Source organism: Pseudomonas sp. MF6747, assembly GCF_963890955.1.
Taxonomy (GTDB): domain Bacteria; phylum Pseudomonadota; class Gammaproteobacteria; order Pseudomonadales; family Pseudomonadaceae; genus Aquipseudomonas.
Genome location: NZ_CAWPSZ010000053.1, coordinates 1 through 19,868, shown reverse-complemented (window position 1 = coordinate 19,868; position 19,868 = coordinate 1). Strand labels below are relative to the sequence as shown.

Below are 19,868 nucleotides of genomic sequence, written 5' to 3'. Positions count from 1 at the left end.
CGCTCCCACACTGAACCGCGCCGGACACAGATTTGAGATAAACCGCCAGGCCCAATCATGGGGCCATCGGTTCAACGAAACGAATTGGTAGCACAGGGAGCATCCCATGCAACACGAAACCCACACCCACGGCATTAACATGTCGGCCCTGGGTCGCGACAAGCAGAGCCTGAGCCTGGCCCAGGAAACCGTGGCCATCGAAGTGCCGGGCCTGAGCCTGTACTACGGTGAGAAGCAGGCGCTGTTCGACGTCAGCATGAACATCCCCAAGCAGCGCGTGACCGCCTTCATCGGCCCGTCCGGCTGCGGCAAGTCGACGTTGCTGCGCACCTTCAACCGCATGAACGACCTGGTCGACGGTTGCCGTGTAGAAGGCGCGATCAACCTCTACGGCACCAACATCTACCGTAAGGGCGAGGACGTGGCCGAGCTGCGCCGCCGGGTGGGCATGGTGTTCCAGAAGCCCAACCCGTTTCCCAAGACCATCTACGAAAACGTGGTCTACGGCCTGCGCATTCAGGGCATCAACAAAAAACGCATCCTCGACGAGGCCGTTGAATGGGCGCTTAAAGGCGCGGCACTGTGGGATGAGGTCAAGGACCGCCTGCACGAGTCGGCCCTCGGTTTGTCCGGCGGCCAGCAGCAACGTCTGGTGATCGCCCGCACCATCGCCGTGGAGCCGGAAGTGCTGCTGCTCGACGAACCCTGCTCGGCACTCGACCCGATCTCCACATTGAAAGTCGAAGAGCTGATCTACGAACTGAAATCCAAGTTCACCATCGTCATCGTGACCCACAACATGCAACAGGCGGCGCGGGTTTCCGACTACACCGCGTTCATGTACATGGGCAAGCTGGTGGAATTTGGCGACACCGATACCCTGTTCACCAACCCGGCGAAGAAGCAGACCGAAGACTACATCACCGGTCGCTATGGCTAGCCCCAGCTGCACGCCGCACGTTTCAAGCGGCAAGTAAAAGCAGTTTGATCAACGACACACATCAGCTTGCAGCTTGTAGCCTGCGGCTTACAGCTTTTGCGGAGCAAACCCATGATTAGCAAAGAAGGCCTTACCCATCACATCTCCGCGCAGTTCAACGCCGAGCTTGAGGAGGTGCGCAGCCACCTCCTGGCGATGGGCGGGCTGGTGGAGAAGCAAGTCAACGACGCCGTCACCGCGCTGATCGAGGCCGACTCGGGCCTGGCCCAGCAAGTGCGTGAAATCGATGACCAGATCAACCAGATGGAACGCAACATCGACGAAGAATGCCTGCGCATTCTGGCGCGGCGTCAGCCGGCCGCGTCTGACCTGCGTTTGATCATCAGCATCTCCAAGTCGGTGATCGACCTGGAGCGCATCGGTGACGAAGCCACCAAGATCGCCCGTCGCGCCATCCAGTTGTGCGAAGAAGGCGAAGCGCCGCGCGGTTACGTGGAAGTGCGCCACATCGGCGACCAGGTGCGCAACATGGTGCGCGACGCCCTCGACGCTTTTGCCCGCTTCGACGCCGAGCTGGCATTGTCGGTAGCGCAGTACGACAAGACCATCGACCGCGAATACAAGACCGCACTGCGCGAGCTGGCCACCTACATGATGGAAGACCCGCGCTCTATCTCGCGGGTCTTGAACATCATCTGGGTGCTGCGTTCGCTGGAGCGTATCGGCGACCACGCGCGCAATATCTCGGAACTGGTGATTTACCTGGTACGCGGTACCGACGTGCGGCACATGGGCCTCAAGCGCATGAAAGCCGAAGTTGAAGGCACAGCCGATCAAATCCCTAATGTTCCGGGCGAATCTGACGATAAGTAAGGTTGCCCGAGAAATTAACGCCCGGCCTTTGGTCGGGCGTTTTCGTTTGCGGCATCTGAATTTTTTGCGCGGCAGGAACAATAAAGTCCTTCTGTGACCCGCGAGTTTTGGCAAAATGCCATCAGTCAGGCGTTTTGCGTGCCGAAGTTTTTATAGGATGAAGGGTCGATGAGTAAAGTCAGTGTATTGGTGGTGGACGATGCCTCGTTTATCCGCGACCTGGTGAAGAAGTGCCTGCGCAACTACTTTCCGGGGATCAAGATCGAAGATGCGGTGAACGGCAAAAAGGCGCAATCCATCCTGATGCGCGAGACCTTCGACCTGGTGCTGTGCGACTGGGAAATGCCCGAGATGTCAGGCTTGGAGTTGCTGACCTGGTGCCGCGAGCAGGCCCATCTCAAAGCCATGCCGTTCGTGATGGTGACCAGCCGTGGCGACAAGGAAAACGTGGTGCAGGCCATTCAGGCCGGCGTCTCCGGCTACGTCAGCAAGCCGTTCACCAACGAGCAATTGCTGAACAAGGTCAAGCAGGCCCTGCACAAGATCGGTCGCCTCGACGCGCTGATCGCCAGTGCGCCGACCAAAATGAATTCGGCTTTTGGCAACGACTCCCTGAGCGCCCTGACCGGCGGCAAGCCTGAAGCCGTGAAACCGGCGCCGGTGGCTGCGCCAAGCAAAGGCCTGCTCAATAGCCCGCCGGTGCAAACGCCAGCGGCATCGCCGGCCGGCGGCCGTGGCCAAGGCCAACTGCGCCTGTCCAGCGGCACCCAGCAATGCGTGATCAAAGCGCTGAGCATCAAGGAAGCGCTGCTGGTGGTGCGCCGTGGTGAAGTCCTGCCGCAGGTACTGGAAAGTGCGGTACTCGATCTTGAGCAAGGCGACAACGCCGAAGTGGCACGCCTCAACGGCTACCTGCACGCCGTCGTCGCCTACGAGCCCAAGCCCGACAGCGACTGGCTGCAGCTGACCTTCCGGTTTATCGACCAGGACGCGCAGAAACTCGACTACATCTCCCGCCTGATCGCACGCGGCACGGCGCAGAAGCACTTTGTGCCGGGTGCGTGATCACAGCGCAGACGCTGTCGATAAACATCACACACTAAATGTGGGAGCGGGCTTGCTCGCGAATGCGGACTCTCAGTCATTGAATGAATCGACTGAACCAGCGCTTTCGCGAGCAAGCCCGCTCCCACAGGTTGATTTTCATTGTTTGGCCGAAGGTGCACGGCCATCAACTTTGCAGATCAATCCAGCAACAGCACCTTGGCCAGCACGATCTTGGGCCCTTTCATCTTCTTGATGATGATTCGCAAGCCTTCAACCTCCAGCACTTCTTCCTCTTCCGGCACGCGTTTGAGGGTGTCGTAGATCAGCCCGGCGAGGGTTTCGGCTTCGATGTGGTCCAGGTCGACGCCCAGCAGGCGTTCCACCTTGAACAGCGGCGTGTCGCCACGCACCAGCAGTTTGCCCGGTTGGTAGGCGAGAATGCCGCGTTCGGCCTTGCGGTGTTCGTCCTGGATATCGCCGACCAGCACTTCCAGCACGTCTTCCATGGTCAGGTAGCCGATGATCTTGCCGTCGGCTTCCTCTACCAGAGCAAAGTGCGCGCCGCCTTTGCGGAACTGCTCCAGCAACTGCGACAACGGCATATGGCGCGATACGCGCTCCAGCGGGCGGGTCAGCTCGGCCAGGTTGAACGACTCGGGGATGTGGTCCAGAGCCGCCAGTTCCAGCAGCAAGTCCTTGATGTGCAGCAGGCCGACAAACTCGTTGCGCACCGCGTCATACACCGGGTAGCGGCTGAATTTGTGGCGGCGGAACAGCGCTAGGATTTCCTTGAGCGGGGCGTTGAAGTCCAGGGTGACCAGGTCTTCGCGAGAGTTGGCCCAGTCCACCACTTCCAGTTCGCCCATTTCCACGGCGGAGGCGAGTACACGCATGCCTTGGTCGCTCGGGTCCTGGCCACGGCTGGAGTGCAGGATAAGCTTGAGTTCTTCACGGCTGTAATGGTGCTCATGGTGCGGGCCAGGCTCGCCTTGGCCGGCAATACGCAAGATGGCGTTTGCGCTGGCGTTGAGCAGGTAAATCGCCGGGTACATCGCCCAGTAGAACAGGTACAACGGCACCGCGGTCCACAGCGACAGCAACTCGGGTTTGCGGATGGCCCAGGATTTAGGCGCCAATTCACCCACCACGATGTGCAGGTAGGAGATCACAAAGAAGGCGGCAAAGAACGACACGCCCTTGATCACTTCCGGCGACTCTACGCCCACCGCGCCCAGCAACGGCTCGAGGATATGCGCAAAAGCCGGTTCACCGACCCAGCCCAGGCCCAGGGAGGCAAGGGTGATACCCAGCTGGCAGGCCGACAGGTAGGCGTCGAGCTGGCTGTGCACGGTGCGCAGGATCTGCCCGCGCCAGCCGTTCTTGTGGGCGATGGCCTCGACCCGGGTGGCGCGCAGTTTGACCATGGCGAATTCCGCCGCAACGAAGAAACCGTTGAGCAGTACCAGGATCAGTGCAAAAAGAATCATGCCGAAGTCGGCGAAGAGTGTGGCGAGGGTGATACCAGGGGAAGGGTCCATGATGGGGTTTTGCAGGTTCCGTGTGTTCAATAAGGAGTGACAGAAGGGCCTGTAAGGCAGGCGCAAGTCGGCCAATGTAGCGGCTGACGGGGCGCTTGCCTAGTGCTCGCTGCCGGGCGGGGCAAGGAATGCGTTCCTGGAAACGATGCAAGTCCAGTATGGGAGCTGGCTTGCCTGCGATAACGGACTGTCAGTTGGCGTATTTTCAGCTGACCCACCGCCATCGCAGGCAAGCCAGCTCCCACACTTAACCCAGCGTCGCTTTCGGGTTATTCATCTGTGCCGATCACCCGCGAACGCGTCACCTGCGTCGGCGGAAAGTGGCAGGTAAACGTGCTGCCATGCCCCAGCACACTGCTGATTTCCAGCCGTGCGCGATGGCGCAACAGCACATGCTTGACGATGGCCAGGCCCAGCCCGGTGCCGCCGGTGTTGGAGTTGCGGCTGGAGTCGACGCGGTAGAAGCGCTCGGTCAGGCGCGGCAAGTGTTTGGCGTCGATGCCGATGCCGGAGTCCTGCACGCTCAGGTGTGCGCCGTGTTCATCGGCCCACCAGCGAATGCGGATATTGCCCTTGTCCTGGGTGTACTTCACGGCGTTGAACACCAGGTTGGAAAACGCGCTGCGCAACTCGCCCTCGCTGCCTTTGAGCAGCACCAGCGGGTCGGCGTCCAGGCTGATCTGCTGCCCGCGCTCGCCGGATAGCGCCTGGGCGTCATTCTTGATGGTCTGCAACAGGCTCTGCACAGCGACGGGATGGTTGTCCGACGGGTAATCGGTGGCCTCAAGCTTGGCCAGCAACAGCAGGTCGTTGAGCAGGGTCTGCATGCGCGAGCCCTGTTGCTGCATTTGCTGCAGGGCGCGGCTCCAGCGCGGGTTGATCTCGTCGACGTTGTCCAGCAGCGTCTCCAGGTAGCCGCAGATCACCGTCAACGGCGTGCGCAGTTCGTGGGAGACGTTGGCGACGAAGTCTTTGCGCATCTGTTCCAGCTGGTGGATGCGGGTCACGTCGCGCACCAGCATCAGGTGCTCGTTGTTGCCGTAGCGCGTCAGGTACAGCTGGATGCGCACGCGGTCATTGGTGGGCGAGGGGATTTCCAGGGCTTCTTCGTAATTGTCCTGCTCGAAGTATTCCTTGAAGCGCGGGTGGCGCACCAGGTTGGTCACCGGCTGGCCGCTGTCCTGGGGCGTCTTGAGGCCCAGCAGGGTTTCGGCGGCGCGGTTCCACCATTCCAGGTTGCCGTCGCTGTCGAGCATGATCACCGCGTCCTTGAGCGCGGCGGTGGATTCCTGCACCCGGTCGATCACCGCCTGCAGACGCCCGCGAACCCGTTGGTCACGACGTTGCAAGTGGTAGATGCTGTCGAACACCTCGCCCCACAGGCCGTAGCCGTCAGGCGGTGCTTCGTCGGGTTTGTGCTGGCGCAGCCATTCATGCAGGCGCAGCAGCTGTTTGAGGGTCCAGCCCAGGTACAGACCGATGCCGACGGCCAGGCTCCAGCCGTATTGGCCGCTGACCAGGCCGACCACCAGGCAGCCGGTGATCAATAACAGCATGTGGCGGATCAGGGTGCCATGCCAGTTCTGGTTCACAATCGGTCCTTCGGACAGTGAAAATTTTCAGGCTGCAAGCTTCAAGTCAGAGCCGATGGGCTTCAACTCCGCTTGTAGCTAACTGCTTTTAGCTGCTTTCAACCTTTGGTTGAAAACCGATAGCCGGTGCCGCGCACGGTTTGTACCAGATTCTCGTAGGCGTCGCCCAAAGCTTTGCGCAGGCGGCGGATGTGCACGTCGACGGTGCGCTCTTCCACATACACATTGCCGCCCCACACCTGGTCCAACAGTTGGCCACGGGTGTAGGCGCGTTCCTGGTGGGTCATGAAAAATTGCAGCAGACGGTATTCGGTCGGGCCCATCTCGGCTGGCTTGCCATCGATGGTCACGCGGTGGCTGATCGGGTCCAGGATCAGGCCGTCGACTTCGATCGGCGCTTCGCCATCGGTAGGGCCAGCACGGCGCAGCACGGCCTTCAGGCGGGCAACCAGCTCGCGTGGGGAAAATGGCTTGGTGATGTAGTCATCGGCGCCAACTTCCAGGCCCTGGATCTTGTTGTCCTCTTCGCCTTTGGCCGTGAGCATGATGATCGGGATGTCCCCGGTCAGCTCGTCACGCTTGAGGCGGCGTGCCAGCTCGATGCCGGAAGTGCCGGGCAGCATCCAGTCCAGCAGGATCAGGTCCGGCTTGCGGTCGACGATAATGGCATGGGCCTGCTGGGAGTTCTCCGCCTCCAGGCAGTCATAGCCGGCCATTTCCAACGCAACGGCGATCATCTCGCGAATGGGCGCTTCGTCGTCAACGATCAGAATGCTCCTGCCAACCATGCCTAAATCCTCTTGTCATTTAACTGTCTTGCGCCGCATTAGATAACGGAATTATTGCAGTCGTGTGACAGTAATTTAGTCGCTTGGGCAATTCTCGGCACTCTGGACTACCCTTTGGGTCCGAATCCTGACAACCACAAAAGGAAGGTTCCGATGACTCACAGTACTTTTTCCTGGAAAGCCCTGCTGGTAACGGCCGCGTTGACGCTGCCGACACTGGCGTTTGCGGCGGAGCCGGCGATGACCAAAGACGGCATGCTGGTGGACCACAAGGGCATGACGCTCTACACCTTTGCCAAGGACTCGGGTGACAAGTCCATGTGCAACGACAAGTGCGCCACCAACTGGCCGCCGTTGATGGCCGAATCCACCGACAAGCCGATGGGCAAGTGGACCGTCATCACCCGTGATGATCAAAAAAGCCAATGGGCCTACAGCGGCAAGCCGCTTTACACCTTCGTGATGGACAAGAAGGCCGGTGACATGACCGGTGACGGCAAAATGGACGGTGCCTGGAAGGTCGCCAAGCCCTGATCACCTAACGGCCAGCGAGCTGGTTGTGGCGAGCAGGCCGGTTAAAGCAACGGGCTTGTCGTGGGCTGAGGGCCTGTCGTGGCGAGCGGGCTTGCCCCGCGTTGGGCTGCGAAGCAGCCCTGAAACCTGACGCCTCGGTCTCTGTGACAACACACAGTGGCCCTGAGAGGGGCCGCTACGCGGCCCAACGCGGGGCAAGCCCGCTCGCCACAACAAGCCCGCTCCCCACAGGGTCAACGAAACGCGTAATCCGCCACGATCCCGACAAAAATTGCCAACCCGGCCCAGTGGTTGTGCAAAAACGCCTTGAAGCATTTCAGCCGGTCCTTGTCGCGGGTGTACCAGAACTCCCAGGCAAAGCAGCCTGCCGCCGCCAGCAACCCCAGGTGGAACCAGCCGCCCAACTCGAACCGCATACCCGCCAGCACCAGGCAGACCAGCGACAAACCTTGCAACGTGAGGATGATCACGCGGTCGGCATCGCCGAACAGAATGGCAGTGGATTTCACGCCGATCTTCAAGTCGTCGTCGCGGTCGGTCATCGCGTAATACGTGTCATAGCCCACCGTCCACAACAGGTTGGCGATGTACAGCAGCCACGCCGTGGCAGGCAGGTGACCGGTCTCAGCGGTGAACGCCATCGGCATGCCCCACGAAAATGCCGCGCCCAGTACCACTTGCGGGTAATAGGTGTAGCGCTTCATGAACGGGTAGCTCGCCGCCAACGCCAGGCCGCCGAGTGACAGCAGGATGGTGGTGGCGTTGGTCAGCAACACCAGCAGGAAGCTGATGCCCATCAGCACCGCAAAAAACACCAGCGCCTCTTTGGAACTGATCTTGCCGCTCACCAGTGGGCGTTGTTCGGTGCGTTTCACGTGGCCGTCGACCTTGCGATCGGCCCAGTCATTGATCACACAGCCACCGGCGCGGGTCAGCACCACGCCGAGCACGAAAATCACGATATTGAGCAAGGACGGCGAGCCCTTGCCGGCAATCCACAGCGCCCACAGCGTCGGCCACAACAGCAGGTAAATGCCGATGGGCTTGTCCATGCGGGACAACTGAATGAAATCCCAGGCCCTGGGGTTCAGGTGGTTCAGGGATTTGAGCAGACGTTGATACATCAGTAGTTCTCCGCACGGTCATGCAACGCCTGCCAGAAGCCCGGCAGGAAAATTTCCGCCACCAGCACGCTCAGCGACCCGCGATCAAAGCGCGAGCGGCGTCCCCATAACCCGTCGGCCTGATCCGCAGTCGGCAGCCATTGCCGTGGGTAGTGGCACACCTCGATGGCCTGGCGGGTGAAGGCGTGGTCGCAAAACAGCAACTCGCCCAGCGAACGGCTGCCCAGTTCGTCCATGTGCAGCCCGTCGCCTTGCAAGGCACTGCGCGCCGCCACGCTACGCGCGAACACCCACGGCTGACCATGGCCGCGCAGATACACCTCGCGCACCCAACCGACAGTGGCCGGGGCCAGGTTCAGCGCCGCGCATTCATCGTCGCGCAGCGCTTGCCAACCTTCGAACAGCGGCGTCACGCTGAAGCCATCGTCGGACAGCCCCGTCAGCCGGCGCGTCAGCGAGCCTTCGTCGAACAGCCAGTCAAGGGTCAAGGGCGCGGGCAGTGGGCTCAGGAGGCTCTGGGTCAGCCATTGGCAAGCATCGGGAGGGGCGATTGAGTGCGGCACGGTGAGTCAGTATCGGCAGCAAAAGAGGCGGCGAGCTTACCATGGCATCCTGAGCTTTTGCCGGGCTGAACCGGCCGTTTGCGCCGAACATGCTTGCATCTGCCGGCTCCGATCAGTACAAAACGCCCTGAGCCGCACGGCAGCGTTGGTCTATCGACCGTCGGCCAAGATGCCTGGACCCTGAGGAAGCAAGTAATGAAGAAGTGGCAATGTGTAGTCTGCGGCCTGATCTATGACGAAAAAGACGGCTGGCCGGATGACGGTATCGCACCGGGCACCCTGTGGCAGGACGTTCCGGAAGACTGGCTGTGCCCGGACTGCGGCGTGGGCAAAATGGATTTCGAAATGATCGAAATCGGTTAATCATCGATTTTTGAAACGTACTTCAAGGAGAAAGGAATGAACGCACCTGTCGTGATCATCGGCACAGGATTGGCCGGTTACAACGTGGCCCGGGAGTTTCGCAAGCTCGACAGCGAGACCCCGTTGCTGCTGATCACCGCAGATGACGGGCGCTCCTACTCCAAGCCCATGCTCTCCACCGGCTTTGGCAAGAACAAGGAAGCCGACGGCCTGAGCATGGCCGAACCGGGCGCCATGGCCGAGCAACTCAAGGCCGAAGTGCGCACCCACACCCGCATCAGCGGCATCGACCCGGGCCACAAACGCCTGTGGATCGGCGAGGAAGCGGTGATCTACCGCGACCTGATCCTGGCCTGGGGCGCAGAAACCGTGCGTGTCCCGGTTGAAGGCGACGCGGCTGAGCTGATTTTCCCCATCAACGACCTCGAAGATTACGCACGCTTTCGTGCCGCCGCCGCCGGCAAACGCCGGGTGCTGCTGCTCGGCGCCGGGCTGATCGGCTGTGAGTTCGCCAACGACCTGATCCTTGGCGGCTACGAAATCGACCTGGTGGCGCCGTGCGAGCAGGTCATGCCGACCCTGCTGCACCCGGCGGCAGCCGCTGCCGTGCAGGCCGGGCTGGAAAGCCTTGGCGCGCGTTTCCATCTGGGCCCGGTGCTCAATCGCCTGCAGCGCACGGCTGACGGCCTGGAGGCTCACCTGTCCGACGGTGAAGTGATTCACTGCGACCTGGTGGTTTCGGCCATCGGCCTGCGCCCACGGGTGGACTTGGCCGCCGCCGCCGGCCTGCAAATCAACCGTGGAATCATGGTCGACCGCCACCTCAAGACTTCCCACGCCAACATCTACGCGTTGGGCGACTGCGCCGAGGTCGATGGCCTGAACCTGCTCTATGTGATGCCGCTGATGAGCTGCGCCCGCGCCCTGGCCCAGACCCTGGCCGGCAACGCCACGGCCGTGAGTTACGGGCCGATGCCGATCACCGTGAAAACCCCGATCTGCCCACTGGTGGTTTCGCCACCGCCACGCGGCACCGAAGGCGTGTGGAGCGTCGAAGGGCAGGGCGCCGACATCAAGGCCTTGTGCCGCGACGCCAGCGGCCGCCTGCTCGGCTACGCGCTGACCGGCAGCGCCGTGATGGAAAAACTGGCCTTGAACAAAGAACTTCCGCCGTTACTGGCGTAAATACCGGTCGTTCTGTCGGAATCAGCACGTTCTTACCTCTATAAAGGTCGCCACGAGACTGGCGGAGCGTGCGAGGGCATGCCATCCTCACTCCCGTCTGCCGCAGAGTAGAGCCTGCGGCGCCTTGGGCGCTGCTCCATAAGAGAGCAGCACGGACATAACAACAAAAAACCGTCAAAGAGGCTTCACTTATGCGTAAACCAGAACTCGCAGCCGCCATCGCTGAAAAAGCGGATCTCACCAAAGAACAGGCCAACCGCGTCCTCAACGCCGTTCTCGAAGAAATCACCGGCGCCCTGCACCGCAAGGACAGCGTCACACTGGTTGGATTCGGCACCTTCCTGCAACGCCACCGCGGCGCCCGCACCGGCAAAAACCCGCAAACCGGTGAGCCGGTGAAGATCAAGGCGAGCAACACCGTTGCGTTCAAGCCGGGCAAGTCGCTCAAAGACAGCGTCAACCCGTAAGAGCGGTACCGTCTGAAGGGAGGCGGGTTGGAAAAAAATGGGCACGCCGACTGGGTTGGGTGCTCATTTTTTGTGGGGACGAGCAATCAATGCTTCTTTTTATTTTCATCCAGATAGAAATTCAAATGTTTCTTTGGTCTTTCTTGAAAGGCGCGTGCCTTACCGAATTTATAAGCTTCATCAAAGTATTTATACGCCCCGGCACTTCTTCCCAGTTCGAGAGATACCATCCCCACATTAATTAATGGACCAGTATCTATATCCGACTCTGCCCTCAAGAGTCTTTTGAGCCCATGGCTCGGCTGCGTTGAACTCGCCATTTTCGAAGTGAAGGTTGAAGAGGGAGCCAGTGACCCAAGACGATAAGGGGGTCCACTCAGGCTTTGGTTCCGGCAGTAAACTCCATGCCTTTTGGTGTAGGGCGTGCGCTTCAGTTTTAAGGTTTTGTTCATCGAGATCGTTACCTGCCGCCATAGTGACCATGATCTCATCTGTCAGTGTTGGATTCTCGTCCGCCAATAATCCTTAATAATATTTAGGCTTTTCTGCGGGGCCGATAAAGTCACCGGGGTCTTTGTACCTGTCAGTCAGCAGCGCGCCTTTGGATCGGTTGTGGGAATAATATTCCAGCTCGTAGTTATCAGGGTCACGCATCCAACCCCTTACTTCTTTTGTTGTACAACCGCAGCCCATCCCACATGAACGTGGTTTCACCCAACGGATACCCATCGCTTCCATGCTCGGTTTTTTCAACCCGTCGCCCCAGCGGGTCGTAGACCATCCTGACCATGCTGCCGCTTCATTACGCACTTCAACCAACCGGCTTTCGGCGTCATACACAAACCGCTGCACGCCGCGTTTGGCGCTGCGTTTTTCGATCATCCGTCCAAACGCATCGTAGCGATAACGCTTGTCCTGATAGGTCAGCAGCTTGTTATGCACCACCAACCCGGCGCCCGTCTGCGGGCCGTCGAGCAGGTTGTCGGCGGGGTCGTATTCGAACTGCTTTTGCGTCGCCGCAGGCATCAGCGATGGCTGGCTGTTAAGGCGGCGTTGGCGTGAGCGCAGGCGGCCGCTGCGGTCGCGTTCGAAATCGCTGATCACCTGGCCGTCGAGGTTGATCTGGTGCAGGTGGCCGCCGGCACTCGCTCGGCGAGCAACTGACCGTGGACTTCGTAGGCGAAGCGCAGGGCTTGGGAATTGCCAAAGGGTAGGGATTTATTTGATTGTAAATTTAGATGTTTCCCACTTAACTGCTCATCAGCAAGCTTGGGTGATGGTATGGAAGGTCTTTTTATCTTCATCAAAAAAAAGGTAAGCCTGTGCGCTGTCGTGGCTCAATTCGCTAATGTCGAGCTGCCCCACGAAAACCATCGGCTTTCCACTTTCTATTGGCCATTCGGGGCTTTGAAGCCATTTTGGCTGTGTTTTCAAACACCGGAAATCAGTTTTTATTTTTTCCTTCAACCACGACTGCAAATCTTTCGGACTCAGACTTTTTTGCTCTTCGATTAGGTTCGATAGATAGTCGGATGATAGGGACAGCCACTTTGGTTGAACTTTTAGCGTCAGGTTAAATAGATTTTCGTACTTTTTTTCCACCGTGTGAGTAATGCCATGCTTGCTCAGAACACCCGACAGAAGCGTTTGAACATTGTAAATGCACTCAAAATTTCCAAAGTCCTGACTGATTGCATAGGTATAGAGATCAGGTTCACTGACGTACGCTGGCAAGTTTTTCTCAGCTTTCAGCAACGCTTCGACAGTTGCATCTGCGTAGACTTTTTCTTCGAATTCCTTGGGTGAAATAGAGCCTTCGACGAATTTTTTAATGATGTCTATAGCGGTCATTACTTGCTTCCTAACTGTCTGAATTCATCCAGTGCTGCGTGCTGCTCGCGAGTGACCTCACGCAGGTTTCGAGGATTGTTCACATCCCTACCACCGTTTCTTTGAGGGTTGTGGTGATGCAATTCCATTGAGTTGCCGTTGGCGTCCAGGGGTGCCGAACCACGCTTCATACGGCTCATGTTAGACGGACTGAATTCGCCAGATGTTTTTGAAGCTTCATAGCGGTTTTTCCAATACCGATTTCTTACCACATCCCAAGCCGGAGCTTTGCCGTTAGGCAACGGTTTGTCTATGGCTTGGCCGCGTTTCCAGCGTTTGAACTGAACGCAACTCCAACCCCAAGGATCGATCCAGCCGACGGGATTTGGGCTGTATTGATAGAGGTTCAGTCCTCCCGCCAACCCAATCGGATCCGGCGTCGTAAACCGCCCCACATCCGGATCATAAAACCTGAACGTATTGAAATGCAGCCCCGTCTCCCGGTCCAGATACTGGCCCTGAAACCTTAGATTTTGCTCCTCGATGTAATAAGGCTCGCGCACCTCTTCCAGCGTGTTGCCCCACACCCGATAAGTCGCCTGCCAGACGCTGTGTCCGTCAGCTTCGGTCAGTTGCTCCGGCAACCCGTTCAGGTCGTTGTGGTAGTAACGAATTTTCTGCAGTGGGCCGTCACCGTCGACGCGGGCCAACGGTTGATAGCCGCCGTCGTCTTCATACACATAAAGACTGGTTTGACTGTGCTTGTGCTCCTGCAACAACCGCAGCCCATCCCACATGAACCGGGTTTCCCCCAACGGATACCCATCGCTGCCGTGCTCGGTTTTTTCAACCCGCCGCCCCAGCGGGTCGTAGACCATCCTGACCACGCTGCCGCTTTCATTACGCACTTCAACCAACCGGCTTTCTGCGTCATACACAAACCGCTGCACGCCGCGTTTGGCGCTGCGTTTTTCGATCATCCGTCCAAACGCATCGTAGCGATAACGCTTGTCCTGATAGGTCAGCAGCTTGTTATGCACCACTAAGCCGGCGCCCGTCTGCGGGCCGTCGAGCAGGTTGGCGGCGGTGTCGTAGGCGAAGGTTTCGCGCTGGCCGTGCAGGTTGTCCTGGCTTGCGATGATGCGGCCGGTGGCGTCGTAGTGCAGCAGTTGACGATGTTGCGCGGCGGGTTGCTGGTCGAGTTTGCCGATCAGGTTGTCGGCGGGGTCGTATTCGAACTGCTTTTGCGTCGCTGCAGGCATCAGCGATGGCTGGCTGTTAAGGCGGCGTTGGCGTGAGCGCAGGCGGCCGCTGCGGTCGTATTCGCTGCGGGTGCTGAGCTGGCCTTGGGTGCGCAGCACTTCGCGGTGCAGGCGGTCGCGTTCGAAGTCGCTGATGACCTGGCCGTCGAGGTTGATCTGGTGCAGGTGGCCGCTGCCGTAGTACAGGCGATTGAGCCAGCGCCCGTCCGGCAGTTGGGTCTGGATCAGGTTGCCGAGTTCGTCGTAGTGATGTTGCAGCTTGCCGCCGGCACTTTGTTCGGCAAGCAACTGGCCGACAGCGTCGTAGGCGAAAGCCAACGCCTGGGCATTGCCTTGCAGATCAGTGAAGGTGACCGCCGTGAGCTGATCCACCGCATCGTAGCTGTACTCAGTGCGGCCATCGTCGGTGGTCTTGGCGACCAGTCGGCCGACCGCATCACGCTCCAGCCGATGAACGATAGGCGCTGGCGGCGTTTCGGGGACCACCGCCAAGCCATTGCCATAAGGCGCCGGAACGGCAGTCACCGCTGTGATGTTGTCCAGCCGGTCGTAGTCGTAGCGCTTGGCGCTGCCGTCGAGGTCTTGCTGTTCAGCCAGCCGATCGCCGGCATCCCACGCAAACCGATAGCTTTCACCGTTTTCATTGACCAACGCTTGCAGACGCCCGTAGCTGTCGTAGCCGAACTGCACCTGGCGACCATGGGCGTCGGTGCGCTGGCGCACCTGGCCACGCCGGTTATGTTGATAGAGCGTGGTGTGCCCGGCGGGATCGGTATAGCCCACCAACTGCCCGCTGGCATCGCGCTGGAAATGTTCGGTGCGGCCGTCCGGCAGTTGGCTGCTGAGCAATCGGCCCTGGGCGTCGTAGCTGAATTGGGTACGTTCACCGAGGGCATCGGTGATGAGCTGCAAATAACCGCGCTCGTCGTAGCTGAAGCGCGTTGGGTAGCCCGAGCAATCAATATGCTCGACCAGTTGCCCGAACGGGTTCCAGCGCAGTTGTTTGCTTTTGCCGGTGGCGTCGATGATTTCCACGACCTGGCCGTGGGCGTCATAACGATAGCGGGTGATGTAACCCAGCGGATCGGTCTCGGCGATGCAGTTGCCGCGCGGGTCATAGCGATACTGCCAACTGTTGTCGGCGGCGTCGGTCTCCACCAGCGGTAACGCCCAGTGCTCCAGCCATAAGGTGGAGTCGCTGCGCCCGAGCGGGTCGGTTTCGCCGATCAGGTTGCCGCTCTCATCGTAGCTGTACTCATAGCGGCCGCCTTGCGGGTCGGTGGCGCCGAGCAACTGGCGTTCGTCGTTCCATTCGAACAGCCAGGTCTGGCCGAGATTGTCGCTGTATTGAATGATCTGGTACTGAGTGTTCCAGTGCCGAGTGCTGACGCGTTGCAAACCGTCGGTGATGCGGGTCAGGCCCGCCTGCAAGTCGTAGTCGAACTGGTAGGCGTCGCCCTCATCGGTCCAGTGCCGGACCACACGCCATTCCAGGCCTTCAATCAACGCCCACTCATAGAAGCAGCGCAACCCGGTGGGCAATTGATGCTCAACCATGCGCCGCCCGGCATCGTAGGCGAAGCGTCGCTGCACCTGGCCGGTTGCGTCGCGCACCTGCGCCAGATTGCCCTCGGCGTCATAGCCATAACTGACCAGCAATTCACGATGTTGATCCGGATAGAGGCGTTCGATGTGGGTCACATGGCCCTGATCACGGATCAGCTCAACCTGCACCAGATCGAACGTATCGCGCAGATGCACCAGGCGCCCGGCGTCGTCATAGTCGAGATAAATGCGGTTGTCGTTACGGTCACCCAACTGGCTCAGGCGCAGTCGCGACGGGTTTGCCGGTGTCGGCTCGAACAAGCGGTACACGCCGTCGTCACTTTCGATCAGCAACTGCCCATTCAGGTGTCGCCGTACCGCGAGCCCTTCACCGGCACTGAATTCTGCGCCGCCCAACGGAATCGAACCCATGTCGATGGGCCGGCCCTGTTCATCGGTGTAGACCAGCGTTTCGCCGCCCTCGGGATGCGGCTGGATGTCGACGCACACCTCGAAGGCCACACTCCAACCGGCACCGAACAGGCTGCCTTGGCGTTCGTCGCGGCTGTTGTAAAAGCGCTGCCAGTCAATCGGGAGGATACCCGGCAGCACGAAATCCAGTTCCTCGACATCGCCGAGTATCTTCGCGCCCGTCGCAGCATGCACCGGGTTCGACGAGCCCATCGCGGCGTTGGCCGCAGCCCCCATCGCACTGCTGATTGCCATCGAGGTCGCGCCGCTGACCAACATGCACGGCAACTTGCTGAAGAACTTGCCCTTGCTGCCCTTGAGCATCAACAACGCCGTGACCGCCAGGCCGACACCCGGGGTCTTGCCGCTGCGAATTTCACGCACCACCACCGAGCCGCCGCCGATGGCCACGTTGGATGAGATCAAGCCGGACGACACCACCGTCGCATCGCAGGTACTGCGATCACCGCTGCGCACGGCAGGTTGACCATTGACCGTAACCTTTTCCGAACCTTCGGCAAGAAACTGCGGCGGCATTGGCGGGTGCTTCATGCACACGACCAGGTCCAGCGGCTTCGGCACGGCGCCCGGCGCGGGCGTCGCGACGGTGGGGCGCCACATCTGCGAGAAGAAACCTTCGGCCATGTCCAGGTAGCTGGGTTCTGGTTCAGGCTTGGACGCTTCCAGCTCGGTGCCGGCCGGTGTGACATGGGAGCTGATCGCCCCGGCCGCGCGGGCGGCAGGCAGGTTATTGGTGAGGGTATCGGTGGAACCGGTGAGAATGTTCGCCTGCACCGAGGGAGGAAACAGGGCGTTGCTAAAGGCATCGCATATCTTGGTCAGGCCTTTGTCCGCACCACTCTTGCTCATGGCGAGGCCGACAATCGTGCCCACTACCGCGCCCAGCACGAAGCAGCCGAGGCCGCCGGTGGCCACAGTAATGCCGGTGGCTGCCACCACGGCAGCCGTCGCCACCGCAGTGATCGCGATATTGGCCGCCACTTCCAGCACACCACCGAGGATGTCCGCCATCATCGAGGTGTGGGACAGCGCATCGCCCATTCGGGCCGCCCATAACGCGTCAGACATGCAGGCTGCTCATCAAGAAATAGCGTCGAACGACAGTGAGTTCTTAATCGTCGCCCAATGCGCCGCCTCGGCATCCCCAAGCGTGTCCGCCTTCACATAACTCAAGGCGAGCATCTTGCGCGTTCCCGGCAACACCAAGGCCAGTTGATACTGGAACACTTTGTCGTTGCCCTTGTTGAACTGGCTGCGCAGCTCGATGCCTTCCACTTCCTGGGCTGCACCCAAACGCACGGAAACGCTCGGCTGGCAGCGCAAGTCCTGCACCTGTTTTTCCAGGCGCTTGAGCTGGTCGTCGAAATTGCTGTGCAGGGTTTCGCCGTCGGTGAGGAAGCTGCGGCTGATGATCAAGGACGTGCCCAGCTCAGGGAACTTGAGGATGTTGATCGACGCGTCTTGCAGCTCGCCCGCAGGCAGTTGGAACTGGAATTCGTTGATTCGGTACGTCATGGCAAACGGGTCTCGTCAGGAGCTTTTAGGCGCGGGGAAGACGGCTTCAATATTGGCGTCGATGCTTTTTTTGATGCCCTGGCCATCGGGCGTGGCGCCGGGCCCGTGTTCGTTATTCAGATGCAGTACGCCGCCGGTGTTGAACTCGGCATCGCCGCTGGCATAAAAGCTGATATTCACGCCGGTGAGGTTGATCTGCCCACTGGCGTTCAGCTCCAGGATGCTTTTGCCGCAGACCAGGCGCAGGTTTTCACCCACTTCGATGATGTAGCTCTGGCTGATGCTGTCGGTCTTCCTCTGACCGACCAAGAGGACGTCCTGCTGCTTGACGATGCGCGTACGGTTATTCCCGATGGTCACCGTCTCGTTATGCCCGATGCTCTTGTTGCGGTCATGCCCCACCGAGTGGCTTTCATCCACCTCCACCACGATGTCCTGATTGCGCTCGGCATGGATATACAACTGCTCCAGACCCTTCTTGTCCTCCATGCGGATTTCATTGAAGTTGGCCGGCGTGCCGCCCTTGCTCGAACGGCTTTTCATGCCGCTCTGTGTGGCGTTTTCCGGCAGGTCGTAAGGCACCGTCTGCTCGGCGTTGTACACCCGGCCGGTGATGATCGGCCGGTCCGGGTCTCCTTCCAGAAAGCTCACGATCACTTCCTGGCCGATACGCGGGATCTGCATCGAGCCCCAGTTTTTACCGGCCCAGGATTGCGAGACACGAATCCAGCACGAGCTGTTTTCGTTGGATTGGTCGTGGCGGTCCCAGTAGAAGTGCACCTTTACGCGGCCGTATTGGTCGGTCCAGATTTCCTCGCCTTTGGGGCCGACCACCAAGGCGGTCTGCGGGCCTTTGACGATTGGTCTGTGGGTGTTTGCCAGCGGGCGGAAGCTTTGCTGGGCGTCGATGCACGTGAGGCTGCTTTCGAATTGCGCCGAACCCGAGCCGCCGCCGCTTTCCAGGCTTTCCTGAACGATGTAATAGCGACAGCCGACGATCAGGTATTCGCGGTTCTGGTCCTGGCGGCTGAAGCCGGTCAGGCTGAACAGGTGGCCTGAGCCGAGGCCACGCGCATTGCCGCTGAACTCGATCTGTTCATGCAGGGTTTGCAGGGCTTCGATGCGAGTGCGCGCATAGTGCTCGCCGTCTTCGCTTTGCACATAGGTGCCGGGGTAGTCGTACAGCGGATAGTCGCCGGCAGTGTGAGGGCGCGGCATCGCCGAGCGCACGTCGATGCTGGCGCTGGGGCGCTGGAAGTCATAGTCGTTGAGCTCCAGTGAGCCCGGTTGCACTTCGTGCGCCAGGTGCCAGTTGTGCATGTGGTCGCGTTCGCGCTGCTGCTCGTCCTTGGGGTAATACGGAATCGACGCGTAGCCCGGCACCTTGGTGTGGGCGCCATAGGCGTCGGCCAGCACCAGCACATGGCGGTCCGGTTCATGGCGGAAGAAGTAGTAAATGCCTTCCTGCTCCATCAAGCGGCTGACGAAATCGAAGCTGGTCTCGCGGTACTGCACGCAGTATTCCCACTCGCGGTACGGCCGGCTCAGGGCGTCTTCGAAGTCGGAAAAACCCAGGTCGCGAAACACCTGCTTGATGATCTGCGGGATGCTCTGGTTCTGGAAAATCCGGCAGTCCGAAGTGCGGCTCAGCAGCCAGAACCACGGGCGCAGCGTCACCTGATAACTGGCGAACTGGCCTTGGTCGATGTTCTGACTGCACCGTGCGACGATGCCGTGGAAGTGCCGCTCGCCACCGTCCGCCAGTTGCAGGCCGACGCTCATCGGCTTGCCCAGCAACTGGTTGAGGTCGATGTTGGCGTCCAGCGAGGTCAGTTGCAGCTCATAGTTGAACAGCCGCCCCAGCTCTTCGCCGCCGCCCATTTCATTGAGCAGCAGCACATCCGGCCCGAGAGGGCTGGTGACTTTGGCCAGGCGTGAGGCTTGGTTGAATAGCATCGGTTAACCCGTAAATTGCGTAATAACTGTAGGAACCGGCTCCAACTGTGGGAGCGGGCTTGCTCGCGAACGCGGTGAATCAGTCACCGGATGCATCAACTGATACGCCGTCTTCGCGAGCAAGCCCGCTCCCACAGTTTTGATCGCATTCCGTCAGGTCAATCGTTGAAGTCGTAGTGCAATTCGTTATCCCGCGTGCTGATCCGCACGCCCGCCAGCGCCTTGCCTTCGAGCATGCGGGTGAGGAACTCGCG

Annotated in this window: 18 protein-coding genes and 1 pseudogene; 7 read left to right on the top strand and 12 right to left on the bottom strand. The window is 59.9% G+C overall.

The features are described from left to right. Window positions 1-106: 106 nt before the first annotated feature. The 3 genes from pstB (at window position 107) to AACW30_RS30105 (ending at window position 2,878) form a co-directional block, all read left to right on the top strand. A complete protein-coding gene (pstB, locus tag AACW30_RS30115; protein WP_056860879.1) occupies window positions 107-940 on the top strand; it encodes a phosphate ABC transporter ATP-binding protein PstB in 834 nt (277 codons plus the stop codon). 111 nt (window positions 941-1,051) lie between these two features. After that, the gene (gene phoU / locus AACW30_RS30110; RefSeq protein ID WP_053258703.1) at window positions 1,052-1,813 is read left to right on the top strand and encodes a phosphate signaling complex protein PhoU; all 762 of its coding nucleotides are present in this window, start codon (window positions 1,052-1,054) and stop codon (window positions 1,811-1,813) included. A 168-nt stretch (window positions 1,814-1,981) separates the two neighbouring features. Beyond that, a complete protein-coding gene (locus AACW30_RS30105; RefSeq protein ID WP_106575900.1) occupies window positions 1,982-2,878 on the top strand; it encodes a response regulator in 897 nt (298 codons plus the stop codon). A 179-nt stretch (window positions 2,879-3,057) separates the two neighbouring features. Here AACW30_RS30105 and AACW30_RS30100 read toward each other — a convergent pair whose 3' ends face one another. From AACW30_RS30100 to phoB, 3 genes are all read right to left on the bottom strand, one after another. Next, window positions 3,058-4,398 carry a hemolysin family protein gene (locus AACW30_RS30100; RefSeq protein WP_010207573.1) on the bottom strand — a complete coding sequence of 447 codons (1,341 nt, stop codon included), beginning with the start codon at window positions 4,396-4,398 and terminating at the stop codon, window positions 3,058-3,060. A gap of 269 nt (window positions 4,399-4,667) precedes the next feature. Continuing rightward, window positions 4,668-5,954, bottom strand: a complete 1,287-nt coding sequence (phoR, locus tag AACW30_RS30095) for a phosphate regulon sensor histidine kinase PhoR (protein ID WP_218877075.1) — start codon at window positions 5,952-5,954, stop codon at window positions 4,668-4,670. Window positions 5,955-6,088: 134 nt separating this feature from the next. Continuing rightward, entirely contained in the window at window positions 6,089-6,778 is a 690-nt protein-coding gene (gene phoB, locus AACW30_RS30090; RefSeq protein ID WP_003195617.1) for a phosphate regulon transcriptional regulator PhoB, read from the bottom strand. Between the two features lie 153 nt (window positions 6,779-6,931). On the opposite strand from phoB, the gene AACW30_RS30085 reads away from it, so the two are divergent. After that, window positions 6,932-7,312, top strand: a complete 381-nt coding sequence (locus AACW30_RS30085) for a COG4315 family predicted lipoprotein (protein ID WP_106575898.1) — start codon at window positions 6,932-6,934, stop codon at window positions 7,310-7,312. Between the two features lie 233 nt (window positions 7,313-7,545). Here AACW30_RS30085 and ubiA read toward each other — a convergent pair whose 3' ends face one another. After that, window positions 7,546-8,436, bottom strand: coding sequence for a 4-hydroxybenzoate octaprenyltransferase (ubiA, locus tag AACW30_RS30080; protein ID WP_200624082.1), 891 nt, complete (start codon window positions 8,434-8,436; stop codon window positions 7,546-7,548). Further along, on the bottom strand, window positions 8,436-8,999 hold the full coding sequence (locus tag AACW30_RS30075) for a chorismate--pyruvate lyase family protein (RefSeq protein WP_124418775.1): 564 nt from the start codon (window positions 8,997-8,999) through the stop codon (window positions 8,436-8,438). Before AACW30_RS30075 ends, ubiA begins: the two co-directional genes overlap by 1 nt. A 195-nt stretch (window positions 9,000-9,194) precedes the next feature. On the opposite strand from AACW30_RS30075, the gene AACW30_RS30070 reads away from it, so the two are divergent. The 3 genes from AACW30_RS30070 to AACW30_RS30060 all read left to right on the top strand — a co-directional run bounded on the left by AACW30_RS30070 (window position 9,195) and on the right by AACW30_RS30060 (window position 11,014). Beyond that, a complete protein-coding gene (locus tag AACW30_RS30070; RefSeq protein ID WP_003213373.1) occupies window positions 9,195-9,362 on the top strand; it encodes a rubredoxin in 168 nt (55 codons plus the stop codon). 36 nt (window positions 9,363-9,398) lie between these two features. Further along, complete coding sequence (locus tag AACW30_RS30065) at window positions 9,399-10,547, top strand: NAD(P)/FAD-dependent oxidoreductase (RefSeq protein WP_200624081.1); 1,149 nt, start codon at window positions 9,399-9,401, stop codon at window positions 10,545-10,547. Between the two features lie 191 nt (window positions 10,548-10,738). Next, window positions 10,739-11,014: an HU family DNA-binding protein gene (locus tag AACW30_RS30060; protein ID WP_003213368.1), complete on the top strand. Its 276-nt coding sequence runs from the start codon at window positions 10,739-10,741 to the stop codon at window positions 11,012-11,014. An 86-nt stretch (window positions 11,015-11,100) separates the two neighbouring features. On the opposite strand, the gene AACW30_RS30055 is transcribed toward AACW30_RS30060, so the two are convergent. The 7 genes and pseudogenes from AACW30_RS30055 to AACW30_RS31700 all read right to left on the bottom strand — a co-directional run. After that, window positions 11,101-11,466: a hypothetical protein gene (locus AACW30_RS30055; RefSeq protein ID WP_234452558.1), complete on the bottom strand. Its 366-nt coding sequence runs from the start codon at window positions 11,464-11,466 to the stop codon at window positions 11,101-11,103. Between the two features lie 227 nt (window positions 11,467-11,693). Continuing rightward, window positions 11,694-12,219 (bottom strand): annotated as a pseudogene (locus AACW30_RS30045) (RHS repeat domain-containing protein); the annotation flags it as partial. Window positions 12,220-12,274: 55 nt separating this feature from the next. Further along, complete coding sequence (locus AACW30_RS30040; RefSeq protein ID WP_200624079.1) at window positions 12,275-12,865, bottom strand: hypothetical protein; 591 nt, start codon at window positions 12,863-12,865, stop codon at window positions 12,275-12,277. Then, complete coding sequence (locus AACW30_RS30035; RefSeq protein WP_200624078.1) at window positions 12,865-17,211, bottom strand: RHS repeat-associated core domain-containing protein; 4,347 nt, start codon at window positions 17,209-17,211, stop codon at window positions 12,865-12,867. The genes AACW30_RS30040 and AACW30_RS30035 overlap by 1 nt, the downstream gene beginning before the upstream one ends. A gap of 12 nt (window positions 17,212-17,223) precedes the next feature. After that, a complete protein-coding gene (locus tag AACW30_RS30030; protein ID WP_200624077.1) occupies window positions 17,224-17,658 on the bottom strand; it encodes a DcrB-related protein in 435 nt (144 codons plus the stop codon). Window positions 17,659-17,673: 15 nt separating this feature from the next. Then, window positions 17,674-19,614: a type VI secretion system Vgr family protein gene (locus AACW30_RS30025; RefSeq protein WP_200624076.1), complete on the bottom strand. Its 1,941-nt coding sequence runs from the start codon at window positions 19,612-19,614 to the stop codon at window positions 17,674-17,676. Window positions 19,615-19,772: 158 nt separating this feature from the next. Beyond that, the coding region (locus AACW30_RS31700; protein ID WP_442793498.1) for a hypothetical protein at window positions 19,773-19,868 on the bottom strand (96 nt) is incomplete at its 5' end.